This is a genomic window from Acidaminococcus sp. HCP3S3_G9_1, from assembly GCF_052122455.1.
GTDB lineage: Bacteria > Bacillota > Negativicutes > Acidaminococcales > Acidaminococcaceae > Acidaminococcus.
In genome coordinates this window covers 14,551-30,018 of record NZ_JBQKCH010000004.1, presented here as the reverse complement: position 1 = coordinate 30,018, position 15,468 = coordinate 14,551, and the positions used below count along the sequence as shown (strand labels likewise).

Sequence of the window (15,468 nt, the reverse complement as noted above, 5' to 3'; positions counted from 1 at the left end):
GGAGGCAGCCATGGCAAGCGACCTGAAAACGGAAAAACTGGGGAAGAAGCTCCTGTCCCGGTTCACCCGGCAGCTGACGGACCAGGTGTTCCTGTTCCTCCAGCAGGACCCGGAGCTTTATGAGGAATACCAGGCCCTGGTCCGGGACAGCAGCCCCAACGGTGTGAATTCCGTCCTGGGCCGGATGATCACCGAAGCCTATGATCTGGTGAACCTGAACAAGGAAACCCATCCTCAGTCCCCTCTTTTGAAAAAATACACCCGCCATGCAGTCCGGTGGGAAAAGGAGGACCTGGAAGTCCAGAAAAAAGTCCTTTACGGGGACCGGGACCTGTTTACGCCCCAGCCGGCCAAATCCGGTGAGGAACGGAAAGCCCCCAAAAAGAAGGGACCGGACCAGGAAAGTCTCTTCTGAGAAAAAAACTTTGCCTGTCAAGGAAAAATCCTTGACAGGTTTTTCTCTTTATAGTACAATAGCACCCGGTGATATTCATGCAGGATGAAGGCTTTGAAAAAAGGATTCGGTTCGGTCAGCTCTATGCCATCTACGGCGGGCTGCTCACGGAGAAACAGCAGAAAATCATGGAAGAGTATTTCTACGATGACCTGTCATTGGGAGAAATCGCGGAAAATACCCAGACCAGCCGTCAGGCGGTCTATGATCTGCTGCGGCGTGTGGAACAGACCCTGGAAAAGTACGAAAACAGACTTCACCTGCTGCACCAGGATCAGGAACGGCAGTTCAAGCTCCGGGGAGCGGTAAAACTCCTGGAAGCCTGCCGGATCAGTGACAGCACCGATCCCCGTTTGGGGAAGGTGGAAGATATCCTGAAAAGCATCATTGACGAAAGCAGGTAACTATGGCTTTTGAAATCCTAACCGACAAACTGACGGCAGCCATCCAGAAGCTCCGGGGACAGAAGACGGTTTCCGAACAGGATCTGAAAGAGACCCTCCGGGAAGTCCGGCTGGCCCTGCTGGATGCGGATGTGAACTTCAAGGTCGTCAAAGAATTTACCGCCAAGATCAAGGAGCGGGCCATGGGGCAGCAGGTTGACCCCAATCTCACTCCAGGCCAATATATTGTGAAAATCGTCCATGAGGAGCTCATCGAGCTCCTGGGGGGCACCCAGAGCAAGCTGAACCAGGCGGCCAATCCGCCTACGGTAATCATGCTGGTGGGGCTCCAGGGCGCCGGCAAGACCACCACTCTGGGCAAGCTGGCCAACTACCTGCGGAAAAACGGGAAGAAGCCGCTGATGGTGGCCGGGGACGTGTACCGTCCTGCCGCCATTACCCAGCTGGAAGTCATCGGCAAACAGCTGGATATGCCGGTGTTCTCTCTGGGAGACCAGGTTTCTCCGGTGGAAATCGCCAAAGAATCCCTGAAGCGGGCCAATGCCCTCCTGTGCGATACCGTGCTCATCGATACCGCCGGCCGTCTCCATGTGGACGAGACCCTGATGAATGAGCTGAAAGACATGAAAGCCGCGGTCCATCCGGACGAAATCTTGCTGGTGGTGGATGCCATGACCGGCCAGGACGCCGTTACGGTGGCCGATTCCTTCAACAAAGCCCTGGGCATTACAGGGCTGATTGTGACCAAGCTGGACGGCGACGCCCGTGGGGGCGCCGTACTCAGCGTCAAGGCAGTGACCAACTGCCCGGTGAAGTTTGTGGGGATGGGAGAAAAACTGGATGCCCTCCAGCCCTTCTATCCTGACCGTATGGCTTCCCGGATCCTGGGCATGGGGGACGTGCTCTCCCTGATCGAAAAGGCTCAGGAAGCCATCGATGTGGATTCGGCTAAAAAAATGGCGGAATCTCTGAAGAAGAATGAATTCACCCTGGACATGTTCCTGGACCAGATGAAACAGGTCAAGAAACTGGGGTCCCTGGAATCCATTCTCAGCATGATCCCCGGCATGGGTAAATTTGCCAAGCAGCTGGAAGGGGTGGATCTGGACGGCAAGGAAGTCCGCCGGCTGGAAGCCATCATCTATTCCATGACGCCTCAGGAGCGGCAGAATCCCCGGATCATCAACGGGTCCCGGCGCAAGCGCATTGCAGCCGGCTGCGGCCAGCGGGTCCAGGATGTGAACCGGCTGCTGAAGCAGTTCGAAGAGAGCAAGAAGCTCATGAAGACCATGCAGGGTATGAACAAGTATGCACGGAAAGGCAGATTCAAACTGCCTTTCATGCAATAAAACCAATCTGGTAAGGAGGTGAATGTTGTGGCAGTTAAAATCCGTCTGAAACGTATGGGTGCCAAAAAGAGCCCCTTCTATCGTATCGTCGTTGCTGACGAACGGGCTCCCCGTGACGGCCGTTTCATCGAAACCGTAGGTACCTACGATTCCACTGTTGATCCCGCCGTGGTTACCATCGACGAAGAAAAAGCTCTGTCCTGGATGAAAAAGGGCGCACAGCCGACTGATACGGTTCGTTCCATGTTCAGCAAACAGGGTCTGATGGCGAAACTGGCTGGCGAAAAAGCAGCCAAATAAGGAGGATGACTATGAAAGAGATAGTTGAAGTGATTGCTAAGGCTATCGTGAATAATCCCTCCGAGGTCCAGGTGGAGGAAGAAAGGACCGGATCTTCCGTGATCCTGAAACTCCACGTGGCGCCTGAAGATATGGGTAAAGTGATCGGCAAACAAGGCCGCATTGCCAAGGCCATCCGTCTGGTGATGAAAGCAGCTGCTACCCGCGAAAACGTGAAAGTCATCGTTGATATCGACTAAAGGTGGTTACCATGGATAAAATGATCGTTCGGGTGCCTGTAGTCATCAAGGCCAAGGTCACTGAAGACCTGAAAGCCAAGATCATTGCAGATATGAAGCGTCAGGTCCAGGCGGCAGAACTGGATTTCGAACAGTTCCAGTTCAATGCCAAGCGGGCGCTGAATGAACAGTCCGCTGCCGGTCCGGAGGCTGTCCGGGGGCTCCAGGAGCAGATCCAGTATGAAAAGACCCAGCGGGGCCATGCTCTCCAGGAACTGAAAGACAAGCTGGAACGGGCTGAAAACCTGGAAATCGGCAGTGAAGTCGGTCATGGTACACTGGAACGTTCTGTAGAAATCGCTGTAGGCAGCGACCTGGAAGCCCTTATGGGGGCGGAAATCGTCGTGGAAGACGGCAAAGTCGTCGGCTTCAGAGAATAAGCCTATGGAACAGCATATCGTGATTGGCAAAATTGTCGCCCCGCATGGCGTGCGGGGCGAATTTCGCATTATGCCGCAGACGGATCATCCGGAGCGGTACGCCAAAATGAAGAAGATCACCCTGGACAACGGCCGGGACTACACGGTCCAAAGCCTCCGTCAGCACAAGAATGTGTACCTGATGAAGGTGGAGGGCATTGAGACCATGAACGATGCGGAGACCCTCCGGGGCCGGACCATCGTCCTGCGGCCGGAAGAACTGCCTCCTCTGCCGGAAGGCCAGTTCTATGTCCGGGACATCATCGGCTTTGCCGCCGTGACTCCGGAAGGGGAAACGGTGGGGATGCTGAAGGATGTGATCAGCCCCGGTTCCACCGATGTGTTCGTCATTGCTCCGCCCCAGGGGGAAGATATCCTGGTAGCGGCCATTGCGGACAATATCCGGAACATCGACTGGGAAAAGAAGCAGATCACTGTGGTGCTGCCGGAGTGGATCTGAGATGAAATTCGTATTTGTCACTCTTTTCCCGGAGATGATCCGGAGCGCCTGCAGCTGGAGCATCCTGGGCCGGGCGGCTCAGGAAGGGCTCCTGTCCGTGGACTGTGTGGATCCCCGGGACTATGCCACCGACCGGCACCGGAGCGTGGACGATACCACCTGCGGCGGCGGAGCAGGGATGGTGCTGAAGCCCCAGACTTATCTGGCGGCCCTGGAACGGGCCCGGGAGCTGGCACCGGGAGCCCTGGTGGCGGCCCTGACACCGGTGGGAGAATCCCTCCGGCAGGAACGGGTGTGTGAACTGGCCCGGAGCGGGCAGGATCTGATCCTGCTCTGCGGCCATTATGAAGGCTTTGACGAACGGATCCTGGAGGAAGCTGATCTCCGGCTTTCCATCGGGGATTTTGTGCTGACCGGAGGAGAACTGCCGGCCCTGTGCATCATGGATGCAGTGGCCCGGTTCATTCCCGGGGTGCTGGGCAAGCAGGTAAGCGCCGAGGAAGATTCCTTCCATGACAGCCTGCTGGAATACCCCCAGTACACCCGTCCGGTGGAGTACAGGGGCAAAGCCGTGCCGGAAGTCCTGCTTTCCGGCGACCACGGTAAAATCGGCCAGTGGCGGAGAAAGGAGAGCCTGCGGGCCACCTTCCTCCACCGCCCGGAACTGCTGCGGACCATGCAGTGGCAGAAGGGGGACGGGAGACTGTTCCTGGCCATGGAAGAAGAAGAAAAAGAGAAGTCCCGGACGGCCGGGAAAAGCAGGGAATCCTGACTTTTTCGGTTGCACCGGGAGCCGGCTGTATGGTATAATACAGCGTATGCATTAACGGGCGGTCCGCTGTTAGCACGTGGCTAGACATGAACGTCTTGGATTCTGAGGAGGAAATTAATAATGAACGTTATTGAAGCAATTGAAAAGGAACAGCTGCGTTCCGACATTCCCGAATTCCGTCCTGGCGATACCCTGAAGGTATATGTGAAGGTTGTGGAAGGCACCCGTGAACGGGTTCAGCTGTTTGAAGGCGTATGCATTGCCCGGAGCGGTTCCGGTGCCCGGGAAATGTTCACTGTTCGCCGCGTTGCTTCCGGCGTTGGTGTGGAAAGAATGTTCCCTGTCCATTCCCCGCGTCTGGAAAAAATCGTTGTATCCCACAGAGGTGTGGTACGCAGAGCAAAACTGTACTATCTGCGTAAACTGACCGGTAAAGCCGCTCGTATCAGAGAACGTCGGTAATCGGATCAATGAGGCAGTTGCTCCGGCAACTGCCTTTTTTATTGCAAAGGAGAAGGCATGAGCGAAGAAAAGAAATCCGGCTCCTGGCAGGATACGGTCAGTGACTGGCTGATTTCCATCATTGTGGCCGTGGTGCTGGCTTTTGGGATCCGTACCTTCCTGGTGGAACCCTATATGGTCTCTGGACCTTCCATGATGAACACCCTCCAGGACCAGGAACGGCTGCTGGTGAACAAGCTGGTCTATTACACCCGCCAGCCCAAACGGGGAGAAATCATCGTGTTCAAGTATCCCAGTGACACCCGGCGGGACTTCATCAAACGGGTCATCGCCGTGGGCGGGGACACCATCGAGATCCGGGACGGGAAGACCTATGTGAACGGGGAAGCCCTGGATGAAAGCTATATCCGGGAACCCTTCCACACCAACCTGCCCAAGACCACCGTCCCTGCCGGCCATATCTTTGTTATGGGGGACAACCGGAACAACTCCGAAGACAGCCGGTTCCGGGATGTGGGCTTTGTGGATCTGAGCCTGGTGAAAGGCAAAGCCAGCCTGATCTTCTGGCCCCTGGGACAGATACGGGCACTGCCTTGAAAAAAAGGGGCTGTGAAAAAATGAAAGATCATTTTTTCACAGCCCCTTTACTGCACCAAATTCCCGTTAATGCCCCGCTTTTTCCACAATTCGCTTCTGAATGGGAAGCATGGTATAATGGGGCCTATGCATATTGACAGGCGTTGCCTGTTTGGATAAGAAAGGATGTACCCATGGAAAATACAATCGGCGGAAAGAAATTCCATATCCAGTGGTTCCCCGGCCATATGACCAAGGCCAAACGGATGATGGAAGCCAACCTGAAACTGGTGGATGTGGTGGTGGAACTGCTGGACGCCAGGATTCCCCGGTCCAGTGCCAACCCCATGCTCCAGCAGCTGATCGGCAGCAAGCAGAAAATCGTGGTGCTGAACAAGACGGACATGGCAGATCCGGACCGGACCCGGGACTGGCTGGCCTATTTTAAGAAGCACAGCTTTACGGCCCTGGAGGTGGACTGTCAGAAAGGCAAGGGAGTCAAGGCCCTGGTGAATGCCATCCAGAAAGCCGGAGAACCCACCCTGGAAAAATGGCGGAAAAAGGGCGTACGGAACCGGTCCATCCGGGTGATGATCGTAGGAATCCCCAATGTGGGGAAATCCACCCTGATCAACCGGCTGCTGGGGAAGAACAAAGCCGCAGCCCAGAACAAGCCGGGGGTGACCCGGGGGCCTCAGTGGGTGATCCTGGGGAAGGGGCTGGAACTGCTGGATACCCCCGGTGTCCTGTGGCCCAAATTCGACAATCCGGAAACCGGGTTCTGCCTGGCGGTGACCGGTGCCATCCGGGAAGAGGTCTTTGATCAGGAAACCGCCGTCCATATCCTGGTCCAACGGCTGATGAAGCTGTATCCCCAGGAATTGTCCGCCAGTTACCGGATCGAACTGACACCGGAAGATACCGTGGAAGCGGCGGAGGAAAAAATCGCCCGGGCCCGGGGCTGCCTGAAAGCCGGCGGAGTCTTGGATATGAACAAAACAATCCAGATGATTCTCCGTGACTTCAAGGCCGGGAAACTGGGATCCTTCTCCCTGGAAGCCGCTCCCCGGGACGAGGCCTGACATGGAAAAAAAAGAGAGCATCCAGGTAATCCGGGAACAGCTGAAACTGGGGCCGGAAGAAGCAGAACTGGAACGCTGGCGGAAGGATGGGCGGACCGGTGTCCGGAAACTGCTGGAAGCCTATGACCGGAAACAGGCAGCCCGGAAACTGGAACGGGAACGGCTGGAACGGCTCCAGGATCTGGAACGGGAATTTTGGGAACGGGGTATGGATCAGGTGGCCGGCTGCGACGAAGCGGGCCGGGGGCCGCTGGCCGGACCTTTGGTGACGGCGGCAGTGATCCTGCCTCACGGAATCTGGCTGCCCGGTCTTACCGATTCCAAAAAGGTCACTCCTGCCCGGCGGGAAACCCTGTATGGAGAGATCCTGGAACAGGCGGTTAGCGTTACCGTCAGCATCCTGGGACCCAGGGAAATCGATCGGCTGAACATCTACCAGGCGGCCAAAACCGCCATGACCCTGTGTCTGACCCATATGAAGGTGCACCCTCAGGGGGCCATTACCGATGCCATGCCCCTGGAAATCCCGGGGATCCCTGTGGAGGATATGGTTCGGGGGGACAGCAAAAGTGCAGCGGTGGCGGCCGCTTCCATCATCGCCAAGGTCACAAGGGACCATATCATGGAAGACCTGGACCGGGACTATCCCCAGTACGGATTTGCCAAACACAAGGGATACGGTACGGCCCGGCACATCCAGGCCATCCTGGACTGCGGCCCCAGCCCCTGGCACCGGAGAAGCTTCGAACCCCTGAAGTCCATGGATCTGAAAGAACCCGCCGTCAGTGAAAACAAACTGCTGAAGTTGAAATAGGGGGCTGTTGCCAGGGCAACAGCCCGGTCAGCGGTCAGCTGTCAACGGCTTAAGGAAGTCAGCAAAGCTGACATTGAACAAAAAAGGAGGGAATCAGTATGGTCCACCAACGCCGCCGGTTCGGGAACTGGGGGGAGGAGGCGGCCGTCCGCTATCTGGAAAAACAGGGATATGAGATCCTGGACCGGAACTACCGGAGCAGTTGGGGAGAAATCGACATCATTGCCCGGCACTGGGGAGTGCTGGCCTTTGTGGAAGTAAAGACCCGGCACAGTCTGAAATTCGGCCGCCCTGCCGCCGCCGTGACCCGGGACAAACAGATCCGCCTCCGGAAAACCGCCTGGTGCTACCTGCGGGAGAATCCGGTGCTCCGGTACCGGAGCCGGTTCGATATTATCGAGATCCTGGATCTGTATGGGAAAATTTCTCTGAATCATTTGAAGAATTGCTTTTAAATATAAAATCTGTCAATGGTCAACTGCCGATGGATGCCAGCGTGGCTGGCTTTGGATGAAGAAATCGGTGGTTTCTCCAATCACGGCAAACGACACACGATGAACGACTCACGATACACGACAAAGGAGCTGATTCCATGTACGCACGGACCTGGGGGGAGACCACCCGCGGGATCAACGGAGAAATGGTTACAGTGGAGGTGGATGTGACCAACGGCATGCCTGCCTTTGAAATGGTGGGGCTGCCGGATACGGCAGTGAAGGAGGCACGGGAGCGGGTGAAGGCTGCGGTGAAGAATTCCGGCTTCCGGTTCCCGGACACCCACATAACTGTGAACCTGGCTCCGGCGGACTTGAAAAAGGATGGGGCCGGACTGGATCTGCCCATTGCCCTGGGGGTGCTGGCTGCCAAGAAGTATGTGAAACTGCCGGACCCCATGCCTGTGTTCGCCGGAGAGCTGGCCTTGGACGGATCCCTGCGCCCGGTGAACGGGATCCTGCCCATGATCCTCCGGGCCCGGGACGAAGGGCTGCCGGCCATTTTCATCCCTTCCGGCAACGCTACCGAAGGGGAACTGGTGGACGGGATCCAGGTGTATACCGCGGACAACCTGGGGCAGATCGTGGACCATTTCCAGGGAAAGCAGCCTCTGGAGCCTCTGGCCAAAAAGGTGTTGGAACTGGAGAAACCCCTGGAGGATACCGTGGACTTTGCAGATGTCCAGGGCCAGAAAGTGGCCAAGCGGGCCCTGGAGATCGCTGCGGCGGGAGGCCACAATGTGCTGATGGTGGGGGCTCCCGGAGCCGGGAAGACCATGCTGGCCCGGCGGCTGCCTTCCATCCTGCCGCCCATGACCGAGGAAGAAGCCCTGGAAGTGACCAAGATCTACAGCATCTCCGGCCTTTTGAAAGGCCACCACGGCATTATGGTGGAACGGCCTTTCCGGAGCCCCCACCACACGGTTTCCCAGTCGGCACTCATCGGAGGGGGCAGCATCCCCCATCCCGGAGAGGTGACCCTCAGCCATCACGGAGTCCTGTTTCTGGACGAGCTGCCGGAATTTTCCCGGAGCGCCCTGGAAGTGCTCCGGCAGCCCCTGGAAGACGGGATGGTCACCATCAGCCGAGTCCAGGCCTCTCTCACCTATCCCGCCCGGTTCATCCTGGTGGCGGCCCAGAATCCCTGTCCCTGCGGGTTCTGGGGAGAAGAGGACAACCTTCACCAGTGCACCTGCCGGCCCGGGGACATCGCCCGGTATCAGAAGAAGATTTCCGGGCCCCTCCTGGACCGGATCGACATCCAGATCCACGTGCCCCGGCTCCAGTACCAGGAAATGAAAAGCAGAAAGAAGGGGGAAAGCTCCGCGGCCATCCGGGAACGGGTGGTGGCAGCCCGTCAGGTCCAGCGGGAACGGCTGAAAGGGACCCACCTGTTCTGCAACGCCAGTATGGGCCGGCGGGAGGTCAAGGCCTTCTGTCCTCTGACACCTCAGGCGGAAGCCCTGCTGGAAAAATATTTCGTCAGCCTGGGCCTCAGTGCCCGGAGCCATGACCGGATCATCAAAGTGGCCCGGACCATTGCGGATCTGGCCGGCAGTGAGGACATCACGGCGCTCCATCTGGGCGAAGCCATCCAGCTGCGGACCAGCATCCAGGGATAGGAGGGCGGAACCATGATTTCTCTTCCATGGCTGTCTTTGCTCATTTCCTTTTTCTGGTTCGCCCTGGGCTCCTGTCTGGGCAGCTTCCTGAATCTGTGTGCCAACCGGCTCCGGCGGGAAGAATCCATTATCTGGGGCCGGTCCCATTGTGACAGCTGCGGCCATATCCTGGGGCCGGGAGAACTGATCCCTCTGGTCAGTTATCTGCGCCAGAAGGGAAAATGCCGGCACTGCGGCAAAGAACTGACCGTATCCCTGTTCTGGCGGGAAGCGGAAGCCGGAGCCCTGTTCCTGCTCCTTTCCCGGATGCCCGGGCCTCCGGCGGTACTGGCTCTGAGGCTGGCTTGTGTGAGCCTACTGCTCCTTATGGCTTGGACGGACAGGGACGAAATGCAGCTGTACGAAGTTTTTTTCCTTCCCCTGGTACTGTTGTTCCTGCTTCTCCACGGACTGACGGACGGAGATTTTTTGTCTCCTCTGACAGGGGCCGGACTGCTGGGGGGACTGCTCCAGCTGATCCACTGGCGGTATCCCCAGGGCATGGGAGCCGGGGATCCCAAACTGGCAGCGGTGATGGGTCTGTGGCTGGGACCCTGGACAGGGCTCCAGGGCCTTTTCCTGGCTGCCGGCCTTGCTTTTGTTTCCGTCTGTCTGTTTGCCTTTAATCCGGAAAACAACGGATGGGACAAGGCACCAGTACAGGTGCCCCTGGCTCCCTATTTCGTCCTGGCCGGACTGCTGCTCCGGTTCCGTTCTGTCTTTGGGCTGATGGAACCGGACAGGATGCTGCTGTGTGTCCTTGGGCTTGCAGGACCGGGGCTGGAAGAAGGAAAAGCCCGGCTGGGCCAGGCTGCAGGGTGGCTCCGGCGCCGGCTGTCTCCCTGGCCCCGGCAGCTGCTGGGTGTTCAAATCAGCGGAGACCGGGTGACTCTGGTTCAGGTCCGGAAAAAGAAGAAAGCCTGGGAAGTGGAACGGTACCAGGAACTGGCCTGGCCGGAACGGATCCGGCTGGCCCTGTACCGGCAGCAGGGGGAGGAACCGGCCCTGTGGCTCCAGGAAGTCTGTGCCAAACGGGGGGTTACAGCCCAATCTATCCTGTGGCTCCTGGGGCCGGATCTGTTGGAATTCCGGAATCTGTCCCTGCCCGGTCTGTCCCGGAAGGAACAGATCCAGGCGGCATCCTGGGAGATCCTACAGCAGATCCCCTATCCCCCGGGTTCTTTTGCCCTGGGGACGGAACCCTGTCCGGACCGGAAGGAAGAAATCCTGGCGGGAGCCGTGCCCCTGGCCCTGCTGGATACCGTAGGGGTCATCAGCCGGCAGCTGGATTGGGAAATCCTGCAGGTGGAAGGGGCTCCGGCGGCCTGGGGATGGTGGCTGGAAAAAGAGGAGGCGGGATTTCTCCTGATCCTGGGAGAAGAAGGCCTCCAGGGGGCCTGGTATGCCCGGGGCCGTCTCCTGGCCTGTCGGAACCTGCCGGGATCCGGTCGGGGAGAACCTTTCCGGGACCAGCGGGACGAGGCGGTGGAAACCCTGTGGGAACATCTGTCTCCCGGGGTCCGGGACCGGTTCCAGGACGGGCCGTCCGGTCTGTATCTGGCCGGCGGTACGGAACAGGAACAGGCTGCCTGGCTGGAATTCTTCCGGCAGCAGTGGGAATGCCCTGCTCAGGTCCTGGAACTGGAACCCCGCTTCCAATGGGCTCCCTATTATGAAGAGAAAAAGCAGGCGGTTCTTACAGCTGGCCTGTGGGGTGTTTTGGGAGGGATCCTGGGGGCCGGACGGGAGAGTGGTTTCTGCTTTTCCCTGTTCCGGCAGGGAACGGGAAGGCTGTCCCGGATCTCCTGGTCGGCCCTGGGAAAGAAACTGGCGGCGGTTTCCCTGATCCTTTGTCTATGGCTGGCCGGATGCCTTTTCCTGGCCCGGAAGGAACAGGAACGGTGCATCTTACAGCTGCAGCAGGTCTCCGGCTGGGAAACCTTCTGGCAGGCACAGCAGCAGCGGCGGAAACAGCTGGCCCGGCAGCAGAAAGAAAAAAAGCAGCGGATCCGGCAGCAGGTGAACTGGGGGGATTTCCTGACTCTCCTGGGGAACCAGGTGCCGTCAGACTGCTGGCTTACCCGGGTGGAACAGCAGAAGGAGGGAAAGGTCCTGCATCTGGAAGGCCGGAGCCTGAAAAGGAATGGGGCTCTCCAGCTGGTAAAACGCCTCCAGCAGCGGCCGGAAGTGATCCAGGTGAAACTGGACCGGCTGGAACAGGAAGAAAGGGAATCAGATCTGACCGGTTTTGCCCTCCAGATCCGTCTGAAAGAGGAGGAAACTCATGGATGAAAAGAAACCGCTGGTTTCCCGGCTCCGGGAGGATCCGTTCCAGGGAGCCCTGCTAGGCCTGGGCGTACTGTGCCTGTGGACCTGGCTGGTGCTCCCTCTGGGCCGGGAACTGCTGACTGTGAAAAGACAGAATGAGGTCCGGAAGGAGAAACTGGAGCAGCTGGCCCTTTTTGCAGCCCGGTGGGATCCGGAACAGGAGGCCCGGGAAAAAAGTCTGCTGGAACAGGGAAAACGGGAGAATCCCTCCCTGCCTCCGGAAGCCTGGCTGGGGGCCCTGGAAGCTGCCGCTGCCCGGAACGGGCTCCAGGTGATCCGACTGGCTCCCCTGACTCCGAAAGGAAAAAAGGATCCGGCTGGCCTGGAAGCGGAACTGGAAGGCTCCTATCCCCGGCTGGTGACTTTTTTCCGCTGGTGGGAAGCCCGGTATCCCGGGGTGTGGACCCGGGAGGGGCGGCTGGAGGCCCGGGAAAAAGGGGAAAAAGTGCTGTTTCACGGAAAATTCATAACAGGCCCTGTGAAAAGTTCCAAATCGGGAGAAATACACACTTCTTATTGACCGATTTCGTTAATAATGAGATAATAGAATGTACAACGATTATTCTCGTTTTAAAAACGTTCGCTTTTTACTGAGGGGAGGACCTATTATTATGATGAACAGCTGTGTTGCACCACATGCCCAGAAGAAGACCAAGCCGTCCAAGGACCGTATTTTTGGAGCCAGCGAAGCGGCCCAGAAACGGATCAGCGAAATCGGCGCAGATGCGGTGATCAATGCCACCATCGGCTGCATCCTGGACAATGATGAAAACTTTGTGGTGCTGCCCACAGTCAGCAAAGTATACCGGAGCCTGAAAGACGCGGAATATTTTAAATATGCCCCCATCATGGGCCTGCCGGAATATCTGGAACTGGTTCAGAACGCCTGCTTCAGCCAGTCCCGTCCGGAAGGGTTTACGGCAGCCATTGCCACCGCCGGAGGCACCGGGGCCATCCATCATGCTGTCTGGAATTATGCGGAAGCCGGAGATACCGTTCTGACCTCTGCCTGGTACTGGGGAGCCTACAACCAGATCTGCGAGGATATGGACCGTCACCTGGCCACTTATCCCATGACCACCCCGGAACACAAGTTCAACCTGGCCGGCTGTGAAGCCAAAGTCCGGGAAATCCTGGCCCAACAGGACCGGATCCTGCTGATTATCAATACTCCGGCCCACAATCCCACCGGGTTCAGCCTGACTCCGGAAGACATTGAAAATGTGGTGAAGATGCTGGAAGCCGCCATTGCCGGTACCGACAAAACCGCCGCTCTGTGCCTGGATGTGGCTTACATCGACTATGCCGGGGAACGGGAAGAAGTCCGGAAAATCTTCCGGAAGCTGTCCAACCTGCCCAAAAACATCTTTGGCCTGATCGCCTACAGCCTGTCCAAGAGTTTCACCATGTACGGCCAGCGCTGCGGAGCTCTTATCGGGGTCACCAGTGATGAAAAACAGATCCTGGAATTCATCAACGCCAACAAATACACCAGCCGGGCCTGCTGGTCCAACTGCAACCGGGGTGCCATGGATACCCTGGACACCATCTACAGTGATCCGGAACTGCTGGAAACCATCCAGAAGGAACGGGCCCATTACTACAGCATGATCCAGGAACGGGGAGACATCTTTACGGATGAAGCCAAAAAGTGCGGCCTGAAGATGCTGCCCTACATTTCCGGTTTCTTCCTGTCCATTCCCGCCAAGGATCCGGAAGCGGTCTGCGACCGGCTCCATGAAGACAATATTTTCTGCGTGCCTCTGGCAGCCGGGGTCCGGGTAGCCGTATGCGGAGTGCCCAAGCATAAAGTCTACGGCATGGCAGCCAAAATCAAAGCAGCCATGGACGAAGTGGGAGAAGACTAAAAAACAAAAGGAGCCGGAAAGCAGCACAGGCAGCCTGCGGGCTGACAGATCCAGAAAACAGAAAAGGGGAGCGGAACAGATGCAGATTACAGGACCAGACGGAAAACCAAAAGCATTTCAGGACGGGACGCCTCTCGGAGTCATCGCCCAATCCTACAAACAGCTCTACAGCAGTCCCGTGGCGCTGGGGGTGGTGAACGGCCAGCCCCAGCCGCTGCAGCTGTGTCCTCAGGACGGGGATCATGTGACCTTCTATCCCCTGGACAGTGAGCAGGGATACCGGTCCTACATTGCCACCTTCCAGTTTGCCCTGATTGCCGCCATGAACCGGAGACGGCCGGAAATCCAGCTGGAAGTGGAAAACACCTTTGGTCATGGCCTTTTCTGTTCGGTCAAGAACAAGATCTTCCTGAGCAAATATGATCTGGAAGATGTGACCCACTGCATGGAAGAGATGATCCGGGATCAGGAACCGGTCCAGATCCGGCAGCTGAGCCGGGATGAAGCCCGGTCCTATGTGAAGCCCCAGTTCTTCCAGGATGAGGCTCCTTTGCTGGATGCCCTGCCGGAGGATTACCGGATCAACCTTTACGGGGTGGGGGACCGGTTTGCCTATTCGGTGATGCCCCTGCTGCCCAATCTGGGCTGCCTGAAGGCCTTTGAACTGGTGTGGATGGGGTCCGGGATCCTGCTCCGGTACGGCCGCCAGGACCAGCTGGACCGTCTGGAACCCTATGTGGAACGGAAAAAGCTGGCGGCAGTCTATGCCCAGTCGGAAAAAATGGGCCAGGTGATGCACTGTCCTACGGTGGCAGCCCTGAACCAGTACATCCGGGAAGGGAACAGCCGGGGCATCATCCAGATGTGCGAAGCCTACCATGAAAAATCCATTGCCCGGATCGCTGATGAAATCGACGCGGATGGACGGAATGTACGGCTGGTGCTGATCGCCGGCCCCTCTTCCTCCGGGAAGACCACCTTTTCCCAGCGGCTGGCAGTGCAGATGCGGGTGAACGGCCTGCGGCCCATTCCCATTTCCCTGGACAATTATTTCAAGGAGCGGGAGCAGACCCCTCGTCTGCCGGATGGCAGCTACGATTTTGAATCCATTGAAGCCCTGGATACAGAATTGTTCAATGAGCATATGGAACGGCTGCTCCGGGACGAAACCGTGGAAATCCCTTACTTCAATTTCAAGACCGGCCACCGGGAATATCGGGGCCAGAAGGTGTATCTGGGGGATGACGGAGTCCTGGTAGTGGAAGGCATCCATGGGATGAACGAGAAGCTTTCCGCCCGGGTCCGGCGCAGGAACAAGCTGAAGATCTACATCAGCGCCCTGACGCCTCTTTCTTTTGATGATTACAACCGGATTCCCACCACCGATATGCGGCTGCTCCGCCGGATGGTCCGGGATTCCCAGTTCCGCTCCCATGATGCCCGCCAGACTATCCAGAACTGGCACAAGGTGCGTCAGGGAGAAGAACGGAACATTTTTCCCTTCAGCGAAGAAGCGGACATTATGTTCAATACCACCCTCATTTATGAGCTGGCCGTATTCAAAAAATATGCCTGCCCCCTGCTGGAACAGATTCCCCGGGATGCAGCAGAATATCCGGTTGCCCGCAATTTCCTGGATATGCTGCAGATCGTAGAATCCATAGACGACAAGGCCATTCCCAACAACTCCATTATCCGGGAATTCATTGGCCATTCGATTTTTGGAGATTTACTGTAAGGAGGAACA

Annotated in this window: 18 protein-coding genes; all 18 read left to right on the top strand. The window is 57.5% G+C overall.

Annotated elements, in window-relative coordinates:
• The first annotated feature begins 10 nt into the window (after positions 1 to 10).
• On the top strand, positions 11 to 415 hold the full coding sequence (locus tag ACTQY1_RS03690; RefSeq protein WP_022487040.1) for a hypothetical protein: 405 nt from the start codon (positions 11 to 13) through the stop codon (positions 413 to 415).
• A gap of 77 nt (positions 416 to 492) precedes the next feature.
• A complete protein-coding gene (gene ylxM, locus ACTQY1_RS03685) occupies positions 493 to 858 on the top strand; it encodes a YlxM family DNA-binding protein (protein WP_022487039.1) in 366 nt (121 codons plus the stop codon).
• A gap of 2 nt (positions 859 to 860) precedes the next feature.
• Entirely contained in the window at positions 861 to 2,207 is a 1,347-nt protein-coding gene (gene ffh / locus ACTQY1_RS03680; RefSeq protein ID WP_441373794.1) for a signal recognition particle protein, read from the top strand.
• Positions 2,208 to 2,234: 27 nt separating this feature from the next.
• Positions 2,235 to 2,507, top strand: coding sequence for a 30S ribosomal protein S16 (gene rpsP, locus ACTQY1_RS03675; RefSeq protein WP_012937860.1), 273 nt, complete (start codon positions 2,235 to 2,237; stop codon positions 2,505 to 2,507).
• Between the two features lie 11 nt (positions 2,508 to 2,518).
• Entirely contained in the window at positions 2,519 to 2,746 is a 228-nt protein-coding gene (locus ACTQY1_RS03670) for a KH domain-containing protein (protein ID WP_012937861.1), read from the top strand.
• 11 nt (positions 2,747 to 2,757) lie between these two features.
• Positions 2,758 to 3,165 carry a YlqD family protein gene (locus ACTQY1_RS03665; protein ID WP_441373793.1) on the top strand — a complete coding sequence of 136 codons (408 nt, stop codon included), beginning with the start codon at positions 2,758 to 2,760 and terminating at the stop codon, positions 3,163 to 3,165.
• A 4-nt stretch (positions 3,166 to 3,169) separates the two neighbouring features.
• Complete coding sequence (rimM, locus tag ACTQY1_RS03660; protein WP_022487036.1) at positions 3,170 to 3,664, top strand: ribosome maturation factor RimM; 495 nt, start codon at positions 3,170 to 3,172, stop codon at positions 3,662 to 3,664.
• 1 nt (position 3,665) lies between these two features.
• Positions 3,666 to 4,436 carry a tRNA (guanosine(37)-N1)-methyltransferase TrmD gene (trmD, locus tag ACTQY1_RS03655; RefSeq protein WP_279126921.1) on the top strand — a complete coding sequence of 257 codons (771 nt, stop codon included), beginning with the start codon at positions 3,666 to 3,668 and terminating at the stop codon, positions 4,434 to 4,436.
• A gap of 120 nt (positions 4,437 to 4,556) precedes the next feature.
• Positions 4,557 to 4,898 carry a 50S ribosomal protein L19 gene (rplS, locus tag ACTQY1_RS03650; RefSeq protein ID WP_012937865.1) on the top strand — a complete coding sequence of 114 codons (342 nt, stop codon included), beginning with the start codon at positions 4,557 to 4,559 and terminating at the stop codon, positions 4,896 to 4,898.
• Between the two features lie 57 nt (positions 4,899 to 4,955).
• Positions 4,956 to 5,495, top strand: a complete 540-nt coding sequence (lepB, locus tag ACTQY1_RS03645) for a signal peptidase I (protein ID WP_022487034.1) — start codon at positions 4,956 to 4,958, stop codon at positions 5,493 to 5,495.
• Between the two features lie 173 nt (positions 5,496 to 5,668).
• Positions 5,669 to 6,556: a ribosome biogenesis GTPase YlqF gene (gene ylqF / locus ACTQY1_RS03640; protein ID WP_288311099.1), complete on the top strand. Its 888-nt coding sequence runs from the start codon at positions 5,669 to 5,671 to the stop codon at positions 6,554 to 6,556.
• Position 6,557: 1 nt separating this feature from the next.
• Entirely contained in the window at positions 6,558 to 7,370 is an 813-nt protein-coding gene (locus tag ACTQY1_RS03635) for a ribonuclease HII (protein ID WP_022487032.1), read from the top strand.
• Between the two features lie 98 nt (positions 7,371 to 7,468).
• A complete protein-coding gene (locus ACTQY1_RS03630; RefSeq protein ID WP_288311100.1) occupies positions 7,469 to 7,825 on the top strand; it encodes a YraN family protein in 357 nt (118 codons plus the stop codon).
• A gap of 137 nt (positions 7,826 to 7,962) precedes the next feature.
• The gene (locus tag ACTQY1_RS03625; protein WP_441373792.1) at positions 7,963 to 9,486 is read left to right on the top strand and encodes a YifB family Mg chelatase-like AAA ATPase; all 1,524 of its coding nucleotides are present in this window, start codon (positions 7,963 to 7,965) and stop codon (positions 9,484 to 9,486) included.
• Positions 9,487 to 9,498: 12 nt separating this feature from the next.
• On the top strand, positions 9,499 to 11,817 hold the full coding sequence (locus ACTQY1_RS03620) for a prepilin peptidase (protein WP_441373791.1): 2,319 nt from the start codon (positions 9,499 to 9,501) through the stop codon (positions 11,815 to 11,817).
• Complete coding sequence (locus tag ACTQY1_RS03615) at positions 11,810 to 12,373, top strand: hypothetical protein (protein WP_022487028.1); 564 nt, start codon at positions 11,810 to 11,812, stop codon at positions 12,371 to 12,373. Before ACTQY1_RS03620 ends, ACTQY1_RS03615 begins: the two co-directional genes overlap by 8 nt.
• Positions 12,374 to 12,464: 91 nt before the next feature.
• Positions 12,465 to 13,721 (top strand): pyridoxal phosphate-dependent aminotransferase, encoded by a 1,257-nt coding sequence (locus tag ACTQY1_RS03610; protein WP_022487027.1) that lies wholly within the window; start codon positions 12,465 to 12,467, stop codon positions 13,719 to 13,721.
• 79 nt (positions 13,722 to 13,800) lie between these two features.
• A complete protein-coding gene (locus tag ACTQY1_RS03605; protein WP_022487026.1) occupies positions 13,801 to 15,459 on the top strand; it encodes a nucleoside kinase in 1,659 nt (552 codons plus the stop codon).
• Positions 15,460 to 15,468: the final 9 nt, after the last annotated feature.